Source organism: Massilia norwichensis, assembly GCF_024753245.1.
Taxonomy (GTDB): domain Bacteria; phylum Pseudomonadota; class Gammaproteobacteria; order Burkholderiales; family Burkholderiaceae_D; genus Telluria; species Telluria norwichensis.
Genome location: NZ_JANUGX010000021.1, coordinates 28690 through 52407 on the forward strand (window position 1 = coordinate 28690; position 23718 = coordinate 52407).

A 23718-nucleotide genomic window follows, 5' to 3' on the forward strand; every position below is an offset into this window, starting at 1 on the left:
GCTGCTGGTTTCGTCGGCTGCTCCCGGTGTTGACGCAAGCCTTCAGGATGCGCCTGCGTTTCGGGGGAGCCGCTGAGCCCGCTCAAACCGGGCTCATCTTCCGTCGCGCGCTTCCTGCTCCGGTTCTTCCGGGGTGCGGGCCACCGGCAGGTGCCAGTCGCAGCGGATCGCCGCCATGCGCAGCCCGAAGCACAGGACGGCGCCGGCGGCGGCCATCGGCCCCGAGGGCAGGCCCAGCACGTGGCCCATCACCACCACCGCGGCGCCCGCCAGGGCCGCCACCGCATACACCTCGGCGCGCAGCACGGCCGGCACCTGGGACAGCAGCACGTCGCGCGCCACGCCGCCGCCGACGCCGGTCAGCATGCCCAGCAGGGCGGCCGCCCAGGGCGCCAGGCCGAACACCAGCGCCTTCTGCGCGCCGGCCACGCAGAACAGCGCCAGGCCGGCGCCGTCGAACACCAGTACCGGATTCTTCAGGTGACGCACCTTCGGATACCGGAAGAAGATCAGCAGGCCGGCCATCACCGACACCAGCAGGTAGCGCCAGTCGCTGATCGCCGCCGGCGGCGTCGCCCCGATCAGCAGGTCGCGCACGATGCCGCCGGAATTGGCGGCCACGAACGAGAGCACCAGCACGCCGAAGATGTCGAGCCGGCGCTTGACGCCGGCGGTGGCGCCGCTGAGCGCGAACACGAAGGTGCCGACCAGGTCGAGGGTCAGGACGAGCGTCTTGAGGGCCGCCGCCACGTCGAGGGAAACTGCCGGGAACATCTGCTGTCTTTACTATTGTTGAGAAGGGGCGGCACACTATAGCATCGCTGCCCGGAAATCAAGCGGCCTGCATGCGCACACGGCCGGATTTCGTCGTACACTGGACAATAAGACAAGAACGGCCGAACCCATGATCATCTCTTCCGCCACCGATTTCCGCGAAGCCGCGCGCCGCCGGCTGCCGCCCTTCCTGTTCCACTATCTCGACGGCGGCGCCGGTGCCGAGCAGACCCTGCGCGCCAACGTCGACGACCTGCAGGGCATCAAGCTGCGCCAGCGCGTGCTGCGCGGTTCAGAATCCCTGGACATCTCGACCCACTGGTTCGGCCAGCCGCACGCGCTGCCGATCGCGCTGGCGCCGATCGGCCTGGCCGGCATGTACGCGCGCCGCGGCGAAGTCCAGGCGGCGCAGGCGGCCTGCCGCGCGAACATCCCCTTCATCCAGTCGACGGTGTCGGTCTGTTCGCTGGCCGAGGTCTCGGCCAAGGCCAGCAAACCGATCTGGTTCCAGCTCTACGTGCTGAAGGACCGCGGCTTCATGCGCGACGTGATGCGCCGCGCGAGCGAGCTGGGCGCCACCACGCTGGTGTTCACGGTCGACATGCCGGTGCCCGGCAACCGCTATCGCGACCTGCACAGCGGCATGAGCGGCGCGGCCGGCCCGCGCCGCCGCATCCTGCAGGCGATGGCGCACCCGCGCTGGGCCTGGGACGTCGGCCTGTTCGGCCGGCCCCACGACCTCGGCAACATCTCCGCCTACCGCGGCCATGCCACCGGACTCGAAGACTATATCGGCTGGCTGGGCTCGAACTTCGACCCCGGCATCAGCTGGCAGGACCTGCAGTGGATCCGCGACGAGTGGAAGGGCAAGCTGGTCCTGAAGGGCATCCTCGACGTCGAGGACGCGCGCGACGCCCTGAACTTCGGCGCCGACGGCATCGTCGTCTCGAATCACGGCGGACGCCAGCTGGACGGCGCGCCTTCCTCGGCCAGCGTGCTGCCGGCTATCGCCGAGGCGGTCAAGGGCAGGATGACGATCTTCGCCGACGGCGGCGTGCGCACCGGCACCGACGTGTTCCGCATGCTGGCGCTGGGCGCGGACGGCGTGCTGATCGGCCGGGCCTTCATCTATGCGCTGGCGACCGCGGGCCAGGCCGGGGTCGAGCGGCTGCTGGCGATCATGGAGAAGGATTTGCGGACCAACATGGTGCTGACCGGGGCCAGGACGATCGGCGAGATCAGGCCGCATCTGCTGGCGCGTTGAATCGGCCAGGTCGCTCGGACCCGCACGATGCTGCTGCTCCTGATCTTCCTCGCCGGCCTGTGGGCCGGCATCCAGAACACCCTGGCCGGCGGCGGCTCCTTCGTCACGCTGCCGGCGCTGATCCTGTCCGGCATGTCGCCGCTGGCGGCCAACATCACCTCCACCGTGGCCCTGTTTCCGGGCCAGATCACCGCGGGCTACGCCGGCCGCAAGCTGGTGACCGGAGCGGCCGGGCTGCGTTTTCGCACGCTGTTCATCCTCAGCATCCTGGGCGGCGCGGCCGGCGGCCTGCTCCTGCTGCACACCTCGCCGAAGGTGTTCGCGCGCCTGGTGCCCTGGCTGGTGCTGTTCGCCACCCTGGTCTTCACCTGGGGCAGTTTCTTCCGCAAGGCATCGAGCGAACAGGCGGCGCAGCTGGGACCCTTCGCCACCGGCACCGCGCAATTCCTGATCGCGGTCTACGGCGGCTATTTCGGCGGCGGCATCGGCATCCTCATGATGGCGGCGCTGACCATGGCCGGACTGTCGGCGCGTAACGCCGGCGGCACCAAGAACGTGCTGGCCGGTGTGATGAACGCCTCGGCGGTGGCCTTGTTCATCACCTCGCCGGAGCTGCACTGGCTGCAGGCCGGCGTGCTGGCGGTCGGCGCCATTCTCGGCGGCCTGGCCGGCACCTGGGCTCTGCACCGGGTCAACGAGAAGGCGCTGCGCGTGGCGATCGTCTGCATCGGCGTGGCGCTGACCGTGGGCCTGTTCCTGCGCCCGCTTTGAAGCCTCAGCTTTCCACGCGGCCGTCCAGCCAGTCGAACACCGCCGGCCACAGCCGCGCATGGGCGCTGCGCCCGACCAGCACGCCCACATGCTGCAGGTTGACGCCGATGTCGCCCTCGTAGTGCAGCACCTGCTTGCGCGGGCTGGCCGCCGCTTCGTGGAAGGGCAGCACTGCCGCCGGCGGGATCAGCTTGCTGCGCGGATCGACCACGCTCAGCAGCGGCGTGCGCAGGTCCTGCGGGCCGATGCGCCGGCCGCCGATCTCGAGCTCGCCGCGCATGAGTCGATCGCCCCGGTACAAGCACTCGACGATGTCGCCGAACAGCTGGCCCGGCAGTGCGAATTCGTCGTGGGTCCAGCGCTCGACCTGCATGTGGGTGGCCAGCGCCTGCGGGTCGCCCAGCGACAGCCAGCGGTCCATCCAGCGCTCCCACTGGAAGGCCTGGGGCTCGGCCAGCGCGCTCATGGTATTGAGGAAGGCGCCCGGCACCTGGCCGAAGGTGCCGGCGACCTGGTGCGCATCGGGCGTGGCCTGCACCAGCTTGTGGAAGCAGCAGGCGTCCGGGCCGAAGTGCAGCGGCGCTTCCAGCAGGAGGGTGGCACGCACCTGGTCCGGATGCAGGCAGCTGTGGATCGCGGCCAGCACGCCGCCCAGCGAATGGCCGGCGAGCACGGGGTGGCCGCTGCTGCCGTCGGCATCCATGGCCTGGCGGCAGGCGCCGAGCAGGCGGTCGGCGTAGTCGGCGAGGCCGAATGCCTGCCCGGCGCCGGCGTCCGGCAAAGGCTCCCATTCCGCCAGGTAGACGCGGTAGCCGCGCTCGGTCCAGCGCCGCACCACGCTGCGCTCCGGCGCCAGGTCCCAGATGTAGGCGCGCTTGATCGGCGCCGGCACCAGCAGCACGGACGGGCCTTCGGCGGCCTGCGCGCCGTAGCGGCGCAGGTGCAGGCCGGGCTCGCGGTGCACCGTGGAGGATGGGGTGGGACGCGGGCCGTAGCCGGCGCGCTCCATCATCTGGCCGCGCGCCTGGCGGCTGCGGTCCATCTGCTTCAGGGCCATGGCACCGAGGGTGCCGAAGGCGCTCCAGTTCATTGCATGCATGGCGGTCTCGTTCGTGCGTAAAGACAGCACTGTACGCCAGGTCGGGCCGCGCACGATAGCCGCACCCGGCGAACCGGGCTGGCGTTTGAGGCGCATCCAAAAGCCTGGCCGGCGCGGCGCGGGCCGAGGTAGCATGCACGCATGCCTTATCGCCTGCTGGCCGATGCGGTGCTGCTGCTGCACCTCGGCTTCATTCTCTTCGTCGTGTTCGGTGCGCTGCTGGTCGCAAAACGGCGGCGCTGGTTGCCGGCGCACCTGGCGGCCGCCAGCTGGGGTTTTCTGGTCGAAGCCAGCGGCGCGGTCTGTCCGCTGACCTGGGCCGAGCTGTACTTCCGGCGCCTGGCCGGGCAGGCGGGCTACGAGGGCGGCTTCGTCGATCATTACCTGTTGCCGCTGATCTACCCAGCCGGTCTGACGCGCGAACTGCAGATCGGGCTGGGCGTGGGCGTATTGGCGATCAATGCGCTGCTGTATGCCTGGATCCGGCGCCGCGGCCGGGCGCCGGGCTAGCCGGCGTGCTCAGTGCGCGATCAACAGCGGCAACGGCGCCCGCTCCAGCAGTTCGCGCGTGGTGCCGCCCAGCATCCACTCGCGGTAGCGGCTGTGGCCGAAGGCGCCGGCCACCATCAGTCCGGCGCCGCAGCTGCGCGCCAGTGAGCACAAGGTGGCGGCGGTGGTGGCGCGGGTGCGCTCGACCACCACCTCGACCTGCAAGCCATGGCGCGCCAGGTAGAGCGCCATGTCGGCGCCCGGCTGCTCGCCGTGCAGGTCGGATAGCGCATCGGGATTGATTACCGCCAGCTTGACCGCGGCCGCATGTTCCAGCAAGGGCAGGGCGGCCGCGATCGCGCGCAGCGCCTGGGTGCCGCCGTCCCAGCCGACCACCGCCGTGCCCGGAATCGGCTCGCCCTGGTAGGTGCCCGGGACCACCAGCACCGGCCGCGCGCCGCGCAGCGCCACGTGCTCGGGCAGGCCGCGCACCCGCAGCGGCAGGCCGGCCTGGTCGGGGGCGTCCTGGCTCAGCACCACCAGGTCGGCATAGCGCGACTGCAGCAACAGCGCATAGCGCGGGTCGTCTTCGACCAGGCGGGCGTCGACCGAGGCCACGCCCAGCCGGGAGGCAGCCAGTTCGAAGCTTTCCAGGTGGGCGGCGGCGGCTTCGCGCAGCGCCTGGAAATCGTCGCCGATGACCGGCGCCGCCATCGAGCCGGTCAGCAGGCTGTAATCCATCCAGGAGATCCCGGTGGCGGCGCTGCCGACCAGGTGGGCGCCGTACTTGACGGCGAGCAGGGCGGCTGCGCGCAGGCGGCTTGCCTGGCGTGCGCTGCCGTCGACATGGACAACGATGACCCTGTACATGCTGGCTTCTCCCGAAGTGGGGCGGCTATCTCCACTTTAGGCCTGCATGCGGGTGCTGTCAAAGCTGCGGACGGAACATCCGGAACAGCTGCTCGGGACCGATCGTGAAGTAGTCGGCCGGCCCACCGCCGCGCAGGATGGGCTGGGCTGCCGCGGTGTCGTAGACGCCGTCCTTCAGCAGCGCGCGATCGATGTGCACGCCGACGACTTCGCCCAGCACCAGCCAGGTCGGGACCTTGCCGCCATCGGCGCCCTGCAGCTGGATCAGCTGGCTCAGGCGGCATTCCATCGAGACCGGGCTTTCCAATACGCGCGGCACGCCCACCGTGCGCGAAGGCGCGGGCGTGAGACCGCTGAGCGCGAACTCGTCGGTCTCCGGCGGAACCGCGGCGCAGGTCTGGTTCATCTGCCCGGCCAGCGGGCGGGTGGCGAGGTTCCAGCAGAACTCGCCCGTCTCCTCGATATTGCGCACCGAATCCTTCCAGCCGATGCTGGCGAAGCCGACGATGGGCGGCACGTAGTTGAAGGCGTTGAAGAAACTGTAGGGCGCCAGGTTGAGGATGCCGGCCTTGTCGCGCGACGAAATCCAGCCGATCGGACGCGGCCCGACGATGGCGTTGAAGGGGTCGTGCGGCAGGCCGTGGCCCTGGCGCGGCTCGTAGAAATGGAAGCTTGTGCTCATGCGTTCTCCATGCTGGGTCTGCAACGATACCGCATCCGGGGCATAATCGCGGGTCAGATCATCAAGAAAGGAAACAACATGATCCTGGAAACGGCAGAAATCATGGTCAAGGCAGGTATGGAAGAGCAGTTCGAAGCGGGTGTGCGCGAAGCGGTGCCGCTGTTCAAGCGGGCCCGCGGTTGCACCGGCATGCGCTTGCAGCGCGGCATCGAGAACCCGCGCGCCTACCGCCTGCTGGTCCAGTGGGACACGCTGGAAGACCACAACGTCCACTTCCGCGGCAGCGAAGACTTCCAGGCCTGGCGCCGTCTGGTCGGGGACTGCTTCGACGGCGCGCCCAACGTCACCCACCTGAGCACCGTGCTCGAAGGTTTCTGAGCCGTGCGCCGCGCGCGCGCGTCTGCGACCATAGTTCAATCATCAAGTATCAAGCATCAAGCATCAAGCATCAAGCGAGGAGATCTCCAATGAGTACCGAAAGCAGCCTCGATAGCGGCATCCAGGAACCGGGCAAGGACGCGCAACTGCGCGCCGACGCCCTCGACTATCACCGCAGCCCCGTACGCGGCAAGATCGAGGTCGTGGCCACCAAGCCCCTGTCGAACCAGCGCGACCTGTCGCTGGCCTATTCGCCGGGCGTGGCCTATGCCTGCGAGGAGATCGCAGCCGACCCTGCCATGGCCGCCGAGTACACCTCGCGCGGCAACCTGGTCGCCGTGATTTCCAACGGCACCGCCGTCCTTGGCCTGGGCAATATCGGGCCGCTGGCCTCGAAGCCGGTCATGGAAGGCAAGGGCTGCCTGTTTAAAAAATTCGCCGGCGTCGACGTGTTCGACCTCGAGCTGGCCGAGAACGATCCCGATAAACTGATCGAGGCGATCGCGATGCTGGAGCCGACCGTCGGCGGCATCAACCTCGAGGACATCAAGGCGCCGGAGTGCTTCTACATCGAGAAGAAGCTCTCCGAGCGCATGAACATCCCGGTCTTCCACGACGACCAGCACGGCACCGCCATCATCTCCAGCGCGGCGCTGCTGAACGCGCTGAAGGTGGTCGGCAAGGACATCGGCAGCGTCAAGCTGGCCGCCTCCGGCGCCGGCGCCGCGGCCATCGCCTGCCTCGACATGATGGTGAGCCTGGGCGTGCGCCGCGAGAACATCTTCGTGACCGATTCCAAGGGCGTGATCTGGCAGGGCCGCGAGGCCAACATGGAAGCCAACAAGGCGCGTTATGCCCAGGACACGGCCGACCGTACCCTGGCCGACATCGTGCGCGGCGCCGACGTCTTCCTCGGCTGCTCGACCGCCGGCGTGCTGACCGGCGAGATGGTCAAGACCATGGCCGACCGTCCGGTGATCCTGGCGCTGGCCAACCCGGAACCGGAAATCCGTCCCGAAGTGGCGAAGGCCGCGCGCCCCGACTGCATCGTCGCCACCGGCCGTTCGGATTACCCGAACCAGGTCAACAACGTGCTGTGCTTCCCCTACATCTTCCGCGGTGCCCTCGATTGCGGCGCGACCCGCATCACCGAGGCGATGAAGCTGGCCTGCGTCAGCGCGATCGCCGAGCTGGCCGAAGCCGAGGCCAACGACGCGGTGGCCGCCGCCTACGCCGGCCAGGACCTGCGCTTCGGTCCCGACTACATCATCCCGAAACCCTTCGATCCGCGCCTGATGGCGGCGATCGCACCGGCGGTGGCAGCCGCCGCGGCCAGCTCCGGCGTGGCGGCGCGCCCGATCACCGACATGGACGCCTACCGCGAGCGGCTGGCGGCGATGATCTACCACACCAGCTTCTTCATGCGCCCGGTGTTCGCCAAGGCGCGCGCCAAGCCGCGCCGCGTGGCCTACGCCGAAGGCTTCGACGCGCGCGTGCTGCGCGCGGTGCAGACCGTGGTCGACGAGCGCCTGGCGCAGCCGGTGCTGATCGGCCGCGGCGCCGAGATCGAACAGGCGATCCTCGAAGCCGGCCTGCGCATGCAGCGCGGCACCGACTACACCCTGGTCGAGTGCGAAGGCGATACCACCGAGCGCGGCACCAGGCTGCTGGCGGCGGGCGAAGTCGATGCCCTGATCTGCGGCATGAAGGGCAGCTACGACAGCCACCTGGCCCACGTGCAGCGCGACATCGGCCTGGCGCCAGGCGCGCAGGTGATGGCGGCGATGAACGCGCTGGTGCTCGACAAGGGCACCCTGTTCATCACCGACACCTATGTCAACGACCAGCCGAGCGCCAGCGAACTGGCGGCGATCGCGCGCATGGCCTCCGAAGAGCTGCGCCATTTCGGCCTCGATCCGAAGGTCGCGCTGCTCTCGCATTCGATCTTCGGTTCGTCCTCGCGGCCGTCGGCGCAGCGCGTGCGCGAGGCGCGCGAGATCCTGGCGCGCGAAGCGCCGGAGATGGAAGTGATCGGCGAGGTGCACGGCGATGCCGCGCTCGACGAGAACATCCGCGCGATCTACCTGCCGTCCGGCCAGGCCAACTTCGAAGGCAGCGCCAACCTGCTGGTGATGCCTTCGCTGGACGCCGCCAACATCCTGTTCAACGTGTTGAAGGTCTCGTCGGGCAAGGGCGTCACGGTCGGCCCGATCCTGCTGGGGGCGGCGAAGTCGGTGCACATCCTGAGCCCGAGCGCCACCGTGCGCCGGATCGTCAACATGACGGCGCTGGCAGTGGCGGACGTGAAGGACGCCGCCGACTGATGGCTTGCAAGGCGGCGGGATCCGCTCCCGCCGCCTCGATGCTGGCGCGCAAGGCGCCAGCCGCTCACTCCACCCAGTGATAACCGTCGCGCGCCAGCAGCGCGAACGACTCCGCCGGTCCCCACGACCCCGCCGCATAGGCATGCGGCTTCTCGCCCAGCGTGCTCCAGCCCTCGATGATCGGGTCGGCCCATTCCCAGGCCGCTTCCAGCTCGTCGCGGCGCATGAAGTGGGTCAGGCGGCCGCGCACGACGTCGATCAGCAGGCGCTCGTAGGCTTCGGCGCGGCGCTGCTGGAAGGCCGACTGCAGGTCCAGGTTCAGCGCCACCTGCTGCATGTGCATGCCGCTGCCCGGCTCCTTGGCCATCAGCTGCAGCTTGATCGCTTCCTCGGGCTGCAGCTCGATCACCAGGCGATTCGCGACCCCGCCCGGCGCATCCGGGAACAGCGGGAACGGCGGGTTGGTGAACTCGATCACGATCTTCGACGAGCGGCGCTGCATGCGTTTGCCGGTGCGCAGGTAGAACGGCACCTTGGACCAGCGCCAGGTATCGATGAAGGTGCGCAGCGCAACGAAGGTCTCGGTCTTGCTGTCCGGCGGGACGTTCTTTTCTTCGTGGTAGCCGGGCACTTCCTGGTTGCCGCTGACGCCGTGGCTGTACTGGCCGCGCACGGTGTCGCGCGCGATGTCGGCCAGGCCGAAGCGGCGCAGCGAGCGCAGTACCTTGAGCTTTTCGTCGCGCACGGCGTCGGCATTGAGCGAGGTCGGCGGCTCCATGGCGACGATGCACAGCAACTGCAGCAGGTGGTTCTGCACCATGTCGCGCATGGCGCCGGCGCCATCGTAGAAGCCGGCGCGGCTGCCGACGCCGACTTCCTCGGCCACCGTGATCTGCACGCTGGAGATGTTCGGCGCGCGCCACAGCGGTTCCAGGATCGAGTTCCCGAAGCGCAGCACCATCAGGTTCTGCACGGTCTCCTTGCCCAGGTAGTGGTCGATGCGGTAGATCTGGGATTCCTCGAAATGCTTGCCGACGGCCTCGTTGATTTCGATCGCCGAGGCGAGGTCGGTGCCGAGCGGCTTTTCCAGCACCACGCGGGCGTTCTTGTCGACCAGGCCGGCGCTGGCCAGCTTTTCGCAGATGGTGGTAAACAGCGAAGGCGCCGTCGACAGGTAGAACACGCGCTGCGCGCCCTCGCGCGAAGCGGCGGCGAGGGCGCCGAAGTCGGGCGCCTGCTGGACGTCGAGGCGGACGTATTCGAGCAGCTGCAGGAAGCCGTCCCAGGTCTTGTCGTTGAAGTTCTCGGCAGCGATGAAGGAACGCGAATGCGCTTCCACGTGGGCCAGGTAGGCGTTGCGGTCGTAGTCCTGGCGGCCGGTCGAGATGATGCGGGTCGAGCCCGGCAGGTTGCCGTGCAGGTAGGCCATGTACAGGGCCGGCAGGAGTTTACGCATCGCCAGGTCGCCCATGCCACCGAAGATGGTCATGTCGAGGGGAAGGGCGTTATCCGATTCTGTCGAGAGGGTCATGTCGTGTTCATTCCAATAGTTGAAGAAGGCGCTGGGCCGGCAACCCCGATACGGTAGCAGAAGGACAGCGGATGCGCTCGCACAGGGAAGGCTTTTGGCCGGCAGCGCATCGGTTAGCGTTTGCGTTGGTGGTTGCATAGCTTACAATCTGGACGCCATTTAGGGAATCCTCATGCCCCAATCGATTGGAAGGACAGCCGCCCTGACCGCGGTGGCGATGCTGGCCTTCGCCGCCAATTCGCTGCTGTGCCGCCTCGCGCTGCAGCAGGACCGCATCGACCCGGCCAGCTTCGGCGCCGTGCGCCTGCTCGCCGGGGCGCTGGTGCTGGCCGTCGTGATGCGCGCGCGGCGCCAGCCGGTATGGCAAGGCGGCGACTGGCGCTCCGCCGCGCTGCTGTTCGCCTATGTCGCCCTGTTCTCGTTTGCCTACGTGTCGCTGCCCGCCGGGACCGGCGCGCTGATCCTGTTCGGCGCCGTGCAGCTGACCATGCTGGGGGCGGGGCTGCTGGCCGGCGAACGCTTCGCGCCCGGCGGCTGGCTCGGCCTGGTGCTGGCGGCCGGCGGCTTGGCGGTGCTGCTGTTGCCCGGTGCCGCCGCGCCTTCGCTGTTCGGCGCGCTGCTGATGGCGGGCGCCGGCGTGGCCTGGGGCGGCTATTCGCTGCGCGGGCGCGGGGCGGGCGATCCGCTGGGCGCCACCGCCGCCAGTTTCGTGCGCGCGGCGCCGCTCGGGGTGCTGCTGGCGCTGGTGTTCGTGCTGCGTTCGCATGCGGACGCGGTCGGGGTGGGGCTGGCGATCGCCTCCGGCGCCGTCACCTCGGGGCTCGGTTATGTCGTCTGGTACGCGGCCTTGCGCCATTTGAACGCGTTGCGGGCCGCGGTGGTGCAACTGTCGGTGCCGCTGATCGCGGCGCTCGGCGGGGTGCTGCTGCTGGGCGAGGCGTTCAGCCTGCGCCTGGGTCTGTCGGCGCTGGCGATTCTGGGCGGGATCGGGCTGGTGCTCGGGAGCCGGGCAGCAGGCAAGCCGCGCTGATGCCGGGCCGTCGGTCTTGCAATTATATGCAACTAACCGACGAGAGTGGGCTGGAAAAACGAAAGCCGGCCACCAGCGGCAAGGCCGCCCGGTGGCCGGTCACTCAGGCAGTTCCCGCATACCGCCGCAGAAACTCCGCAAACGAATCGACCCGCCCCTCCAGCGCATCCGGATCGAGCGCGAACATGGCCCAGTAATACAGCTCGCGGCCATGGCAGGTCAGGGTAGGCGAAGTGAAGCGGTGCCACTCCTTGTGCGCTACCTTCGAATACATGCCGTCGCCGTCGCTGAAGTTGGGCACCACGCGGCGCTGCTCGAGCGCTTCCAGCAGCGAGGCCGGGGCGCCGCCGTCGAGCGCGATCTCGAAGTGCGCCTGCATGCTTTGCTCGGTTTCGACGGCCAGCAGCCAGGGGCGGGCATCGCGGTCGTACATCAGGAAGCCGGGCGGCGCCTTGTACAGGTAGTGTTCGACGATCTTGTGGCGCGCACCGAGTTCGCGCACCAGGCCCCAGATGGCGGGGTCGTTGACGAAGCTGAAGTCGTGCAGCGCGAGCAGCAGGCGCAGCGATTCCGACTGCGCCAGGAAGTAGCCCTCCTGGAGCTGGGTCAGCTCGGCCTCCAGCCGGTCCAGCGCATGGGCGTCGCTCTTGCGCACGTAGCGGTCGATCAGGCCGCGGTTGAAGGCGTCGATCGCGACCCGCTCGTCGGCCACGCCGGTCAGCAGGATCTTGCGGCAGGGCAGATCGTGCACCGCCTCGCAGAATTCGATCCCGTTCATGCCCGGCATCGAGTAGTCGACCACCAGCACCGAGGGCGTCATGAAGCGCTGCGGCCGGGTGCGGATGCCGCAGACCTGCTCGACGTGCAGCGCGATGTTGTAGGGCTGGGGCGCGAGCGTGTAGGTGTCGACGCTGGGCGAGAGCAGGCTGGCCAGGGCCGCGGGGGCGGCGCCATGTTCGCGCAGCCAGGCGATCGCGGCGCCGGCATCGGAAAAGCCGATGCTGGGGAAGCCCGGGCCGAGCTGGTAGCGCAGGCTGTGCAGGAAGCTCGGGCTGTCGTCGACCAGGACGGTCATGGTCGGGTGCTGGTAGATCGGGAGAGTCATGGTTTGCCTCGGTCTTCAAGGGCGCGGTGTGAAAGCTGTGCGGCCGGTGTCGCGCCGCCGCGCACGGTGGCGCGGCGCTCGCGCGGGAATTCCAGCGCGAACACGGTGTAGACCTGCTCGCGCGAGCGGCAGCGGATCTTGCCGTGCCAGGCGTGCACGATATCCTTGCACAGCGCCAGGCCGATGCCGGCGCCGGTATGCGGCGGGTACGAATAGAAGCGCTCGAAGATGTAGGGCAGCTGTTTGGCGCCGATGCCGCAGCCGCTGTCCATCAGCAGCAGGCGCGGACGCCTGCGGGCACCGTCGACGATGATGCGCACCTTGCCCCTGCCGGCGCGCGCCACCGCCTTCAGGGCGTTGCGCAGCAGGTTGAGCAGCACCACCGCGGCCAGTTCCTCGCGCCCGAGGAAGGCGAAGTCCTGGCGCACCACCACGTCCACCTGGCGGCGCTGGGCGGCGTCGATGAAGGGATAGCGCTCGATCACCGCCGCCACCACGGCCGCCATCGCCACCCGCTCGGTCGGCGCCAGCTGCCGGTTCATCGCCGAGGACGACAGCAGGAACAGGTCGATCATCTGGTTCATGTGGCGTACCTCGAACTGGATGCGCGCCAGCGCTTCCTCGACGCCGCGGTCCTCGCCGGCCTGCGCGCGCGCGATGCCGCGCACATTGGCGGCGATGCTGATCAGCGGCGTGCGCAACTCGTGCGAGACCATCGCCAGCGCCGAGGCCATGCCGGACAGCTTCTCGCGCGCCAGCACCCGGCGCCCGACCTTGGTCACCGACACGATCACGATCGTGAAGATGTAGATCGGCATCTGCTCCAGCGCCAGCGGGAAGGCGCTCAGGCCCGAGCGCAGCGCGTCCGGGTCGCCGGCGGTCACGTACAGCAGGCAGGCGGCCAAGGCGCCGACCGCGCAGGAGGCGAGCGCGAACAGCCAGTCGAAGTGAAACAGCGCGATCAGCGCCACCAGCAGCGATTCGCCCCACACCGCCGAGCCGTGGTTCATCAGGAACATGAAGCTGAAGAAGAAGGGCATGACGTAGGTCACGCTGATGAACTCGTAGACGCGCAGCCAATTTCCCTTAATTTTGTGCGGCACCAACAGGGCAGGCAGACACAGCACAAAACCGATCACACGGAGGTCCAGGGTCTCGAACTTTTGGGGGAACCAAGTGGTCCAGATCAGGTAGTACAAGGGCATGCCGATGCAGCCGAGCCAGGCGAGGAAGTGCAGACGCATGACGGCATATTCCTGCTGCTGCTCCTGGCGCAGCAGCCACGCCAGCAAGGCTGGCCGGCTCAGGCGATAACGCGCCCTGATCGGCGCGCTGATGCTCGCGACACTCCTGTACAGCAGACTCTTCACTCGGTAGCTCCCGGTCATCGACCGTTTGTTTTTGAATCTTGTCAAATCGAAATTGATCTCACTCAATTACTGATTGAGCTTGAAGGAAATCGCTCATTCCAGGTTGATATCGGTCAATGGTGTGTCGATCTGGCGAGCTGACGCCTTGTGCGGAGACACAATGAATTCTTTTCTGGAGGAAAACATGTCCATGATCAACACCACGACCCAAACCCATGTCCGTTCCACGACCCTGCACATGCCGGCCTTCGTCACGAAGCGCATGGATGCCCATCATGTCGACCGCATCGAACAGCTGATGGGCGGCGAGCACGTGCATGTATGGAAACGGCAGGGGCCGGGTGCGGTGATGCTGGCCGGGAACGATTACCTGTGCCTGGCGAACGAGCCCAGCCTGCTCGACGCCCAGGTCCGGGCGCTGCAAGGCACCGACAGCCAGTCGCTGATGTCGGCGGTCTACCTGCAGGCGGGGAGCCGCCAGCACCGGCTCGAAGACAAATTCGCCGACTTCATGGGCGCCCAGGAGACGGTGCTGGCGCAGTCCGGCTGGGCTGCCAACGTCGGGCTGCTGCAGAGCATCGCCGGGCCGGGCGTCCCGGTCTACCTCGACATCATGGCCCACGCCTCGCTGTGGGACGGGGTGCAGCTTGGGGGTGGCAAGGTCGTGCCCTTCCTGCATAACAACATGGATCACCTGCAGCGCCAGCTGAACAAGCACGGCGCCGGCGTGATCGTGGTCGACGCCCTGTACAGCACCGACGGCAGCCTGGCGCCGCTGCACGAGGTGGTGGCGCTGGCCGAGCGGACCGGCAGCGTGCTGGTGGTCGACGAATCGCACTCGCTGGGCACCCACGGCCCGCGCGGCGCCGGCCTGGTCATCGAAGCCGGCCTGGAAGAGCGCGTGCACTTCCGCACCGCCTCGCTGGCCAAGGCGTTTGCGGGCCGCGCCGGCATCATCACCTGTTCGAGCCGCTTCAAGGGTTACTTCCTGTCGGAGTCGCGGCCGGCCATCTTCAGCTCCTGCCTGTTGAACCACGAACTGGCCTGGTTCGACGCCGCCATCGATTTCGTCGAGGCAGCCGATGCCCGCCGCGCCGCGCTGCGCCGCATTACCCAGGAGGTGCGCGCCGGCCTCGGACGGCTCGGTTACTGCGTCGACGAGGGCAGCGAGCAGATCGTCGCCCTCGAAGTCGGCACCGAACCGAAAACCCTGGTGCTGCGCAAGGCGCTGGAGAACCGCGGCATCCAGGGCGCCGTGTTCTGCGCCCCGGCCACGCCGAAGAACCGCGCCCTGGTGCGGCTGACGCTGAACGCCGGTTTGAGCAAGCGCGAGATCGCCAAACTGCTGGACGCCTGCGCCGACATGCGCGAGGAGGTCGACCTCGAAAACTGGACCTCGACGCTGCGCCATCGGCGCGTGCATTGATTGCGCCTGACTCACAAAGCCAGAATCTTGGCTCCTAAAGCCAGCGACTAAAACGTGGCCGTTTGACGCTTTCGCTTACCCTTATAAAAAATATAAGGGAGACAGGCATGGGAGACAAATACAGGCTGGTAGGGCCGATCTACGACTGGCTCAGCGCCTTCTACAGCGGCAAGTCCATCCACAAGTGCAAGATCGCGATGCTGGACAAGCTGCAGCCCGGCGACAAGGTCTTGTTTGCCGGCGTCGGGCATGGCCGGGACGCGGTGTACGCCGCCCAGCGCGGCGCCGAGGTCACCGTGGTCGACCTGTCGGAGACGATGCTCAAGAAGTTCCAGGTCAACCTGGTGAAGGAGGGCGTCACCGTCCGGATCCGCCAGGTCCACAGCGACATCATGAAGGTCGAGGAAGTCGAGCGCTACGACATGGTCGTGGCCAACTTCTTCCTCAATGTCTTCCACGAAGACATGATGGTCAAGGTGCTGCAGCACCTGATCAAGCTCGGCAAGCCGGGCGCACGGGTGGTGGTCGGCGACTTCGCCTTCCCGACCGGGAACGTCCTGAGCCGCCTGGTGAAGACCCTGTACTGGTATGGCGCGGTCGGCTTCTTCTGGCTGTTCGCCGGGAACGCCTTCCACAATATCTACAATTATCCGGAGCGGATGAAGCAGCTCGGGCTGCGCATCCACGAGCAGAAGCACTACAAGCTGCTGCTGCTGAACTGTTACTGGTCCGTGCTGGGCGAGAAACCGGCTTGATGCCGCGTCTGCGCATTCCCGCGCCGTAAAGCCCTGCCGCTCGCCGCGGCGGGCAGCGGCTGCCCGACATCCAACCGGAGCCTCCATGACCGATTCCGCTCTCGCGCTCACCCGGCCGTCCGCGGCCCAGCCCGACGCTGCCATCCATGCCGACCTCGCACGCCGCGTCGCCTGGCTGAAGCAGTACGGCAGCCACCCGATGTCCTTCTCGACCATGCAGCCGGACATGGCGTATTTCGAGCTGCCCGGCGTCGGCTACATCGCCTACGCCCATTACTGGGGCATGCAGTTCGCGCTGGCCGATCCGGTCTGCGCACCGCAGCAGCGCGCCTTGATGCTGGACCGCTTCCTGGAGCGCTACCCGCGCGCCGTCTTCGTCCAGGTCAGCAAAGCCACCGTCGACCACCTGCACGGCAGGCACGGCTACTACGGCACCCAGTTCGGCAGCGAGTCGAAGATCGAGCTGGCCGAGTGGAGCCTGCGCGGCGCGCGCAAGCAGATCATCCGCACCGCCGTCAACGGCGCCCGTGCCCAGGGCATCGAGATCCGCGAGGGCGGCTTCGACCACGACGTCAAGCGCATCTCCGAAGCCTGGATCCGCACCCGGCGCTGCAAGAACAACGAAATCCGCTTCCTGATCCGGCCGATGCTGATCGACTACCGCGAAGGCACGCGCTACTTCTATGCGATGCTCGATGGCGAGGCGGTCGGCTTCATCTTCTTCGATCCGATCTACCGCGACGGCCACCTGGCCGGCTACGTGCCGAACATCTCGCGCTCGTCCGCCAATTTCCGCCAGGGCCTGTGGTATGCGCTGATGGCGCACGCGCTGGCGGTGTTCAAGGAAGAGGGCGTGCCCTGCGTCGACCTGGGCCTGGTGCCGCTGCAGGTCGACCGACAGATCGAGCCGCAGGAGTCGCGCCTGCTGCGCGCGACCATGTCGGTGATCCGCGAGCGCATGGACTTCCTGTACAACTTCAAGGGCCTGGAATTCGCCAAGTCGCGCTTCCAGGGCCGCATCGCCAAGACCTACTGCTGCCACCGCAACGCCATGCCGGCGCTGGCGATGACGGCCATGTTCCGCCTTACACGAATCATCTGAGCAATGACGAATACTCAATTGAGCGTGCCGGCCGCCCTGTCCGGCAAGCGGGTCCTGCTGACCGGGGCCACCGGCTTCCTGGCCAAGGTCGTCCTCGAAAAACTGATCCGCACGGTGCCCGACCTGGCCGGCGTGATCCTCCTGATCCGCGGCGGCAAGGACGGCAATGCGCGCGAGCGTTTTACCCGCCAGGTGGCCAGCTCGTCGATCTTCGATAGCCTGCGCGCCGAGCGCGGGCCCTGGCTGGACCGCTTCTTCGACGAGCAGGTCGAATGCGTGACCGGCGAGGTCACCGAGCCGCATTTCGGGCTCGGCGCCGAGCGCTTTCTGGCGCTGGCGCTGCGCACCGACCTGGTGATCAATGCCGCGGCCAGCGTCAACTTCCGCGAACCGCTCGACCAGGCGCTGGCCATCAACACCCTCAGCCTGCACCACCTGACGGCGCTGGCCCGTGCGGCCAACTGCCCACTGGTGCAGGTCTCGACCTGCTATGTGAACGGCTATCGGCGCGGCGACATGCTCGAGGAAAACCTCGCGCCGCCGGCGCGCCGCGCGCTCAGGCGCGGCAGGGACGGCCATTACGCCGTCGATGCGCTGGCCGCGCGGCTGCAGGGCAGGATCGCGCGCCTGCGCGCCCGCGTGCAAGCCCAGGGCGGCGATGCCGAGCAGCTGACGCAGGCCCTGACCGCGCTCGGCATCCGCGAAGCCAACCGCCACGGCTGGAACGACACCTATACCTTCACCAAGTGGATGGGCGAGCAGCTGGCGCTGCAGGGCATGCAGGGGCGCCCGCTGACCATCGTGCGGCCCTCGATCATCGAAAGCACGCTGCAGGCGCCGGTGCCGGGCTGGCTGGAAGGCGTCAAGGTGGCCGACGCCGTGATCCTGGCCTATGCGCGCGGCCACACCAGCTTCTTCCCGGCGCGGCCGGAAGGCATCATCGACGTGATCCCGGCCGACCTGGTCGCCAACGGCATCCTGATGGCGGCCGCCGAAGCGCTGCAGGCGCCCGCCGCGCACCGCATCTACCAGAGCTGCAGCGGCAGCGGCAACCCGATCCTGGTCGGGGACCTGATCCGCCTGCTGCAGGGCGAGTCGCAGCGCAACTGGCAGCAGTACGACAAGCTGTTCCACAAGGCGCCCAAGCACGCCTTCCGGGTGGTCGGCAACCTTCGCTTCCGGCTGGCGATGGCCGGCGTGGCGCTGGGTGCGATGGCCTGGAGCGGCCTGCGCCGCCTGGCCGGACAGCCGGGCGAGACGCCGGCGATGGAAAAGCTGCGCACCACGCGCCTGCTGGCCATCACCTTTTCCTTTTACGCGCAGCCGCGCTACCGCTTCCACAATCATGGCCTGCTGGCGCTGGCCCGGCGTTTCGACGCGGCCGAGCAGCAAACCTATCCGGTGGACGCGCGCCTGATCGACTGGGAAGACTACCTGTGCCGGGTGCACATGGCGGGCCTGAACCGCTATGCGCTGAAACGCAAGGAGGCGCGCGCCACGCAGCCGCTCGAGGAAAGCGCCCAGCCCGACCTGCCGCAAGCCGAAGGCGCGCGCTGAGCGCGGGCCTCCCGTGCGGCGTTCCGCCGTGAAATACGATATATATCTGCCAATGTATTAACGTTTTTGCATTGGAGCAGATATGGGAGTGTGGAAGGGCCGCTGCAGGATGCGCTACGTCCGGCCGGAATCCAGGCCGAGCACATCGGCAGCCTGTGGAACTTCACGCTCGGCCTGTGCGCGCTGGTGTTCCTGCTGGTGGTGGCGGCTTGCGTGACCGCGCTCTGGATCGCGCCGCGCGCGGATGCCGGCACGGCGCCGGACCTGGGCTCGCTGGCGCGGCCCGAACGGCGCGTCTGGCGCATCATCGGCTGGGCCACCGCGGCATCCGCGCTGGGGCTGGTGGCGCTGCTGGTGGCCGATGCCTGGACCAGCCGCGCGCTGGCACGCCTGCCGCTGGCGGACGCCGTCAACATCGAGCTGACCGGCCACCAGTGGTGGTGGGAGGCGCGCTACCTCGACGCCGATCCGGCGCGCGCATTCACCACCGCCAACGAGCTGCACATCCCGGTCGGCCGGCCGGTGCTGGTCACCCTGCGCGCCGACGACGTCATCCACACCCTGTGGATCCCCAACCTGCAGGGCAAGAAGGACATGATCCCGGGCCGCACCGCGACCCTCAGCCTGCGCGCCGACCGTCCCGGCACCTACCGCGGCCAGTGCGCCGAATTCTGCGGCGTCCAGCACGCGCTGATGGCGCTGCTGGTGGAAGCCGAGCCGAACGCGGACTACGAGGCCTGGGCCGCCGCCCAGCGCAGCGCCGCGCCCGCGCCGGTCGATGCCCTGGCCCTGCGCGGACGCGAAGTTTTCCTGAACGGTAACTGCGCCAGCTGCCACACCGTGGCCGGCACCGCCGCGCGCGGCAGCAGGGGCCCGGACCTCAGCCACCTGGCCAGCCGCCGCACCATCGGCGCCGGCATGTTCCCGAATAACCGCGGCCACCTGGGCGGCTGGATCGCCGACCCGCAGGCGCTCAAGCCGGGCGTCTACATGCCGCCCAACAGCCTGCCGCCGGCCGACCTGCAGGCCCTGCTTGCCTATCTGGAGACTTTGAAATGAACGACCGCCTGCCCACCGGCGACGCCGACCTGCTGGAGCAGACCTGGAGCGACCCGCCCGGCCTCATCGGCTGGTTCTCGGCCATCAACCACAAGACCATCGCCAAGCGCTTCATGGTCACCACCTTCATCTTCTTCCTGCTGGGCGGGCTGCTGGCGCTGGCGATCCGGCTGCAGCTGGCGCTGCCCAACGGCCGGGTGCTCGGCCCCGACCTGTACAACCAGGTCTTCACCATGCACGGCTCGACCATGATGTTCCTGTTCGCGGTGCCGGTGATGCAGGCCGTGGCGAGCTACCTGATCCCGCTGATGATCGGCGCGCGCAGCGTGGCCTTCCCGCGCATGAACGCCTTCGCCTACTGGATATTCACGCTGGGCGGCATCATGCTGTACATCGCCTTCTTCCTCGACATCGGCCCCGACGCCGGCTGGTTCGCCTACGCGCCGCTGTCCGGTCCCGAGTACTCGCCGGGCAAGCGGGTCGACTTCTGGGCCCAGATGATCACCTTCACCGAATTGTCCGGCCTGATGGAGGCGATCATCCTGATCACCACGATCCTCAAGATGCGCGCGCCGGGCATGACGCTGAACCGCATGCCGCTGTTCGTCTGGACCATGCTGGTGACCTCCTTCATGGTGCTGTTCGCGATGCCGGCGGTGATGCTGGCCAGTACCGCCCTGATCACCGACCGCCTGGTCGATACCCACTTCTACGACCCGGCGAAGGGCGGCGACGCCTTGCTGTGGCAGCACCTGTTCTGGTTCTTCGGCCACCCCGAGGTCTACATGATCTTCATCCCGCCGCTCGGCTTCATGTCCAGCATCATCGCCACCTTCTCGCGGCGCCCGGTGGTCGGCTATGCGGCCATGGTGCTGTCGCTGATCGCCACCGCCTTCTTCGCCTTCGGCCTGTGGGTGCACCACATGTTCGCCACCAACCTGCCGGAGCTGGGCAAGAGCTTCTTCACGGCGGCCAGCCTGATGATCGCGATTCCCACCTCGGTGCAGATCTTCTGCTGGATCGCGACGCTGTGGACCGGCCGCATCCACTTCAAGACGCCGCTGCTGTTCGTGCTGGCCTTCTTCGTGATCCTGGTGGCGGGCGGGCTCACCGGCCTGATGCTGGCCTCGGTGCCGCTCGACTACCAGCTGCACGACAGTTACTTCGTGGTCGCCCACCTGCATTACGTGCTGCTGGGCGGCGCCGTGTTCCCGCTGTTCGGCGCCTTCTATTACTGGTTCCCCAAGTTCACCGGGCGCATGCTGTCCGAACGCCTGGGCCGCTGGAACTTCTGGCTGTTCTTCATCGGCTTCAACATCGCCTTCTTCCCCATGCACGTGCTCGGGCTGCAGGGCATGCCGCGCCGGGTGTACACCTATCCCGACGAAATGGGCTGGGACAAGCTGAACTTGACCGCCACCATCGGCGCGTCGATGATCGCCGTGAGCGTGCTGCTGTTCGTGGTCAACGTGCTGCGCAGCCGCCGCCGCGGCGAACTGGCCGGCTGCGACCCCTGGGGTGCCGGCACGCTGGAGTGGAGCGTGAATTCGCCGCCGCCGATGGCCAACTTCCACCTGGTACCGGTCGTGCATGGCCGCTATCCGCTGTGGGAGGCGCCTGGCATGCCGCAGCAGGTGACCGGCCTGGCCAACGATTACCGCGAGATCCTGGTCACCTCCGTGGCCGACGCCGAACCGGATCACCGTCTGTGGCTGCCCAGCTCGACGCCCTGGCCCTTCCTGGCAGCACTGGCGACCACCGTGCTGTTCGTCGGTTCGATCTTCACGCCCTGGGCCGTGGTGTGGGGCGCGGTGCCGGTGGCGATTGCCGCCACCCTCTGGTTCTGGCCCGAGCCCGAGATCATCAAGAGCCGCGTCGATTCGGAGCTGCTGCCATGAGCGCGCCGGACCCGAAGCGCGACGGCCGCCTGCTGGACGAGGGCAGGGTGCTGGACATCTCGACGCTGCCCACCTTCGCTTTCGGCAACCGCAGCCCGATGTGGTGGGGCACGATGGGCCTGATGGCGATCGAAGGCACGGTGTTCGCGCTGACCATCATGGCCTATTTCTACCTGCGCAGCCATGCCAGTGCCTGGCCGATGTCGGGCTTTCCGCCGGAGCTCATCTGGGGCAACCTGAACACCGCGATCATGTTAGGCAGCATCATCCCCAACCACTATGCGAAAAAGGCCGCCGAGCGGCTCGACCTGAAGAAGACGCAGTTCTGGATGGTCGTGTGCATGCTGGTCTCGGTGGCTTTCCTGGCCGTGCGCGTGCTCGAATTCGGCGCCCTCAACACGCGCTGGGACACCGATGCCTACGGCTCGGTGGTGTGGATGCTGATGGCCCTGCACACCACCCACCTGATCACGGAGCCTTCGATTCCGGGGTCCTGACGGCGCTGACCTTCACCGGCCTGATGGAGGGGAAACGCTATGTCGACGTCAGCGAAAATGCCGCCTACTGGTACTTCGTGGTGCTCAGCTGGCTGCCGATCTATGCCGTCGTGTATTGGGGAGCGAGGATCTAGATGGGAAACTGGCCTGCATTGCTGGCGGAGCCCACGCTGGCGCTGACCAATCTGAGTATCACTTACGCGATGGTGACGCCGTCCTGCGCGCGCCAGAGCATGCTGGCGCCGAACCTGGTCAGCGCGCTGTCGCTGGCGCTTTGCCTCTGGATGAGCTGGGGCGCCTGGCGCAACTGGCGCGCCAGCCGCGCCGACGATGGCCCGGCGGCCGGGGACAGCGATACCGCACCGGCCCGGCCGCCTTTCCTGGCGCTGGTGGCGCTGCTGGTCGGGGCGCTGTCCTCGCTGGTCGTGCTGGCGCAGTGGTTTCCGCAATGGGTACTGTCGCCATGCGCAAGCTGATCCCGCTCATCGTCGCGCTGGCCGCAGCCGGCGCTGCCCATGCCCACGACGTCGAAGGGCAGTACACGGCGGCGGACGCGCTGTCCTGGGGCGCCGAGCCCTGGGTGCTGGCGCTGCTGGCGCTGTCGCTGCTGCTCTACGTGCTGGGCCTGCGCCGGCTATGGCCGCGTTCGCGCCATGCGCGCCCGTCGCTGGTGCGCCAGGCCGCCTGGTTCGGCGCCGGCTGGATCGCGCTGGCGCTGGCGCTGGCCTCGCCGCTGGATTCGAGCGGCAGCTTTTCCTTCGCCGCCCACATGGTGCAGCACGAGTTCCTGATGATCGTGGCGGCGCCGATGCTGGTGCTGGGACGGCCGCTCGGGATCTGGGTCTGGGGCCTGCCTGCGGTTTGGCGCCGCCGTACCGGGGCCGCGACCCGCAACCCGGCGGTGAGCGCGGCCTGGCACGCGCTGACGCGGCCCCTGAACGCCTGGCTGCTGCACTTTGCCGCGCTGTGGATGTGGCATGTGCCGCCCACCTTCCAGGCCGGCCTGGCCAGCAACGGCGTGCACGCGCTGCAGCACGCCAGCTTCCTGTTCTCGGCACTGCTGTTCTGGTGGGCGGTACTGGCGCGCGAGGGCGGCACCCAGGGCCGGGGCGCCGCCATCGTCTACCTGTTCACCACCATGATGCACACCGGCGCGCTGGGGGCGATGTTCACCATGTCCGAGCAGATCTGGTATCCGTACTACGGCAGCAAGGCCCAGGCCTTCGGCTCGACGGCGCTGGAAGACCAGCAGCTCGGCGGCCTGATCATGTGGATTCCGGGCGGCCTGGCCTATGTCGTGGCCGGCCTGGTGCTGTGCGCGCGCTGGCTGGGACGCACGCCCGCCGACGCGGCGGCGGGAGCCGGACGATGAAGACGCTGTCATCATGCCTGCTCCTGGCGGCGGCGCTGCTGGCCGGCTGCGCCAAGCAGCCGCCGGAAGACGACCCGCTCACCGGCGGCAATCCACGCGTGGGGCGCGAGCTGGTGGCGCGCTACGGCTGCGCCGCCTGCCACGAGATCAAGGGCGTCGCCCATGCGGACAGCAAGGTCGGACCGTCGCTGACTGCGATGCGCGAGCAGAGCTACGTCGCCGGCGTGCTGCCGAATACGGCGCCCAACCTGATCCGCTGGATCCAGCATCCGCGCGCGGTCGACCCGCAGACCGCGATGCCCGAGCTGGGCGTCAGCGAGCGCGAAGCGCGCGACATGGCGGCCTACCTCTACAACCAATAGGAG

At 68.1% G+C, this 23718-nt stretch carries 23 protein-coding genes; 16 read left to right on the top strand and 7 right to left on the bottom strand.

The window, feature by feature from the left end:
• Positions 1–93: 93 nt before the first annotated feature.
• Positions 94–774 (bottom strand): trimeric intracellular cation channel family protein, encoded by a 681-nt coding sequence (locus NX782_RS17020; protein WP_258846667.1) that lies wholly within the window; start codon positions 772–774, stop codon positions 94–96.
• A 130-nt stretch (positions 775–904) separates the two neighbouring features.
• Here NX782_RS17020 and lldD point away from each other — a divergent pair, with 130 nt between their 5' ends.
• Both lldD and NX782_RS17030 read left to right on the top strand, forming a co-directional pair.
• The gene (lldD, locus tag NX782_RS17025) at positions 905–2038 is read left to right on the top strand and encodes an FMN-dependent L-lactate dehydrogenase LldD (protein ID WP_258846668.1); all 1134 of its coding nucleotides are present in this window, start codon (positions 905–907) and stop codon (positions 2036–2038) included.
• Positions 2039–2068: 30 nt separating this feature from the next.
• A complete protein-coding gene (locus NX782_RS17030; protein WP_258846740.1) occupies positions 2069–2809 on the top strand; it encodes a sulfite exporter TauE/SafE family protein in 741 nt (246 codons plus the stop codon).
• A gap of 4 nt (positions 2810–2813) precedes the next feature.
• On the opposite strand, the gene NX782_RS17035 is transcribed toward NX782_RS17030, so the two are convergent.
• Complete coding sequence (locus NX782_RS17035) at positions 2814–3908, bottom strand: polyhydroxyalkanoate synthase family protein (RefSeq protein ID WP_258846669.1); 1095 nt, start codon at positions 3906–3908, stop codon at positions 2814–2816.
• A 141-nt stretch (positions 3909–4049) separates the two neighbouring features.
• Between NX782_RS17035 and NX782_RS17040 the strand changes: the two genes are divergently transcribed.
• Entirely contained in the window at positions 4050–4418 is a 369-nt protein-coding gene (locus tag NX782_RS17040) for a DUF2784 domain-containing protein (protein ID WP_258846670.1), read from the top strand.
• Positions 4419–4427: 9 nt separating this feature from the next.
• On the opposite strand, the gene NX782_RS17045 is transcribed toward NX782_RS17040, so the two are convergent.
• Together NX782_RS17045 and NX782_RS17050 are read right to left on the bottom strand one after the other, a co-directional pair.
• Positions 4428–5267: a universal stress protein gene (locus NX782_RS17045; protein WP_258846671.1), complete on the bottom strand. Its 840-nt coding sequence runs from the start codon at positions 5265–5267 to the stop codon at positions 4428–4430.
• Positions 5268–5325: 58 nt separating this feature from the next.
• Positions 5326–5949 carry a flavin reductase family protein gene (locus tag NX782_RS17050; RefSeq protein WP_258846672.1) on the bottom strand — a complete coding sequence of 208 codons (624 nt, stop codon included), beginning with the start codon at positions 5947–5949 and terminating at the stop codon, positions 5326–5328.
• A gap of 78 nt (positions 5950–6027) precedes the next feature.
• On the opposite strand from NX782_RS17050, the gene NX782_RS17055 reads away from it, so the two are divergent.
• Positions 6028–6327, top strand: a complete 300-nt coding sequence (locus NX782_RS17055) for an antibiotic biosynthesis monooxygenase family protein (RefSeq protein WP_258846673.1) — start codon at positions 6028–6030, stop codon at positions 6325–6327.
• An 89-nt stretch (positions 6328–6416) separates the two neighbouring features.
• Positions 6417–8651, top strand: a complete 2235-nt coding sequence (locus NX782_RS17060; protein WP_258846674.1) for an NADP-dependent malic enzyme — start codon at positions 6417–6419, stop codon at positions 8649–8651.
• 64 nt (positions 8652–8715) lie between these two features.
• Here NX782_RS17060 and zwf read toward each other — a convergent pair whose 3' ends face one another.
• Positions 8716–10182 (bottom strand): glucose-6-phosphate dehydrogenase, encoded by a 1467-nt coding sequence (gene zwf / locus NX782_RS17065; protein ID WP_258846675.1) that lies wholly within the window; start codon positions 10180–10182, stop codon positions 8716–8718.
• A 172-nt stretch (positions 10183–10354) separates the two neighbouring features.
• On the opposite strand from zwf, the gene NX782_RS17070 reads away from it, so the two are divergent.
• Positions 10355–11212 carry a DMT family transporter gene (locus NX782_RS17070; RefSeq protein ID WP_258846676.1) on the top strand — a complete coding sequence of 286 codons (858 nt, stop codon included), beginning with the start codon at positions 10355–10357 and terminating at the stop codon, positions 11210–11212.
• 103 nt (positions 11213–11315) lie between these two features.
• Here the strand turns inward: NX782_RS17070 and NX782_RS17075 are convergent, their stop codons facing one another.
• Complete coding sequence (locus NX782_RS17075) at positions 11316–12317, bottom strand: response regulator (protein ID WP_258846677.1); 1002 nt, start codon at positions 12315–12317, stop codon at positions 11316–11318.
• The gene (locus NX782_RS17080; protein WP_258846678.1) at positions 12314–13687 is read right to left on the bottom strand and encodes a sensor histidine kinase; all 1374 of its coding nucleotides are present in this window, start codon (positions 13685–13687) and stop codon (positions 12314–12316) included. Before NX782_RS17080 ends, NX782_RS17075 begins: the two co-directional genes overlap by 4 nt.
• Positions 13688–13871: 184 nt before the next feature.
• On the opposite strand from NX782_RS17080, the gene cqsA reads away from it, so the two are divergent.
• From cqsA to NX782_RS17130, 10 genes are all read left to right on the top strand, one after another.
• Positions 13872–15113, top strand: a complete 1242-nt coding sequence (gene cqsA / locus NX782_RS17085) for an alpha-hydroxyketone-type quorum-sensing autoinducer synthase (RefSeq protein ID WP_308632995.1) — start codon at positions 13872–13874, stop codon at positions 15111–15113.
• 107 nt (positions 15114–15220) lie between these two features.
• Positions 15221–15868, top strand: a complete 648-nt coding sequence (locus tag NX782_RS17090; protein WP_258846679.1) for a class I SAM-dependent methyltransferase — start codon at positions 15221–15223, stop codon at positions 15866–15868.
• 85 nt (positions 15869–15953) lie between these two features.
• Entirely contained in the window at positions 15954–16970 is a 1017-nt protein-coding gene (locus NX782_RS17095) for a DUF2156 domain-containing protein (RefSeq protein ID WP_258846680.1), read from the top strand.
• Positions 16971–16973: 3 nt separating this feature from the next.
• A complete protein-coding gene (locus NX782_RS17100) occupies positions 16974–18527 on the top strand; it encodes a fatty acyl-CoA reductase (protein WP_258846681.1) in 1554 nt (517 codons plus the stop codon).
• Positions 18528–18617: 90 nt separating this feature from the next.
• Complete coding sequence (locus NX782_RS17105) at positions 18618–19586, top strand: cytochrome c oxidase subunit II (protein ID WP_258846682.1); 969 nt, start codon at positions 18618–18620, stop codon at positions 19584–19586.
• Complete coding sequence (ctaD, locus tag NX782_RS17110) at positions 19583–21484, top strand: cytochrome c oxidase subunit I (protein WP_258846683.1); 1902 nt, start codon at positions 19583–19585, stop codon at positions 21482–21484. Before NX782_RS17105 ends, ctaD begins: the two co-directional genes overlap by 4 nt.
• Positions 21481–21981, top strand: a complete 501-nt coding sequence (locus NX782_RS17115) for a cytochrome c oxidase subunit 3 (RefSeq protein ID WP_258846684.1) — start codon at positions 21481–21483, stop codon at positions 21979–21981. The genes ctaD and NX782_RS17115 overlap by 4 nt, the downstream gene beginning before the upstream one ends.
• Before the next feature lie 134 nt (positions 21982–22115).
• On the top strand, positions 22116–22457 hold the full coding sequence (locus NX782_RS17120; protein WP_258846685.1) for a hypothetical protein: 342 nt from the start codon (positions 22116–22118) through the stop codon (positions 22455–22457).
• Positions 22430–23353: a cytochrome c oxidase assembly protein gene (locus NX782_RS17125; RefSeq protein ID WP_258846686.1), complete on the top strand. Its 924-nt coding sequence runs from the start codon at positions 22430–22432 to the stop codon at positions 23351–23353. Before NX782_RS17120 ends, NX782_RS17125 begins: the two co-directional genes overlap by 28 nt.
• Positions 23350–23715 carry a c-type cytochrome gene (locus NX782_RS17130; RefSeq protein ID WP_258846687.1) on the top strand — a complete coding sequence of 122 codons (366 nt, stop codon included), beginning with the start codon at positions 23350–23352 and terminating at the stop codon, positions 23713–23715. Before NX782_RS17125 ends, NX782_RS17130 begins: the two co-directional genes overlap by 4 nt.
• The last annotated feature ends 3 nt before the right edge of the window (positions 23716–23718 follow it).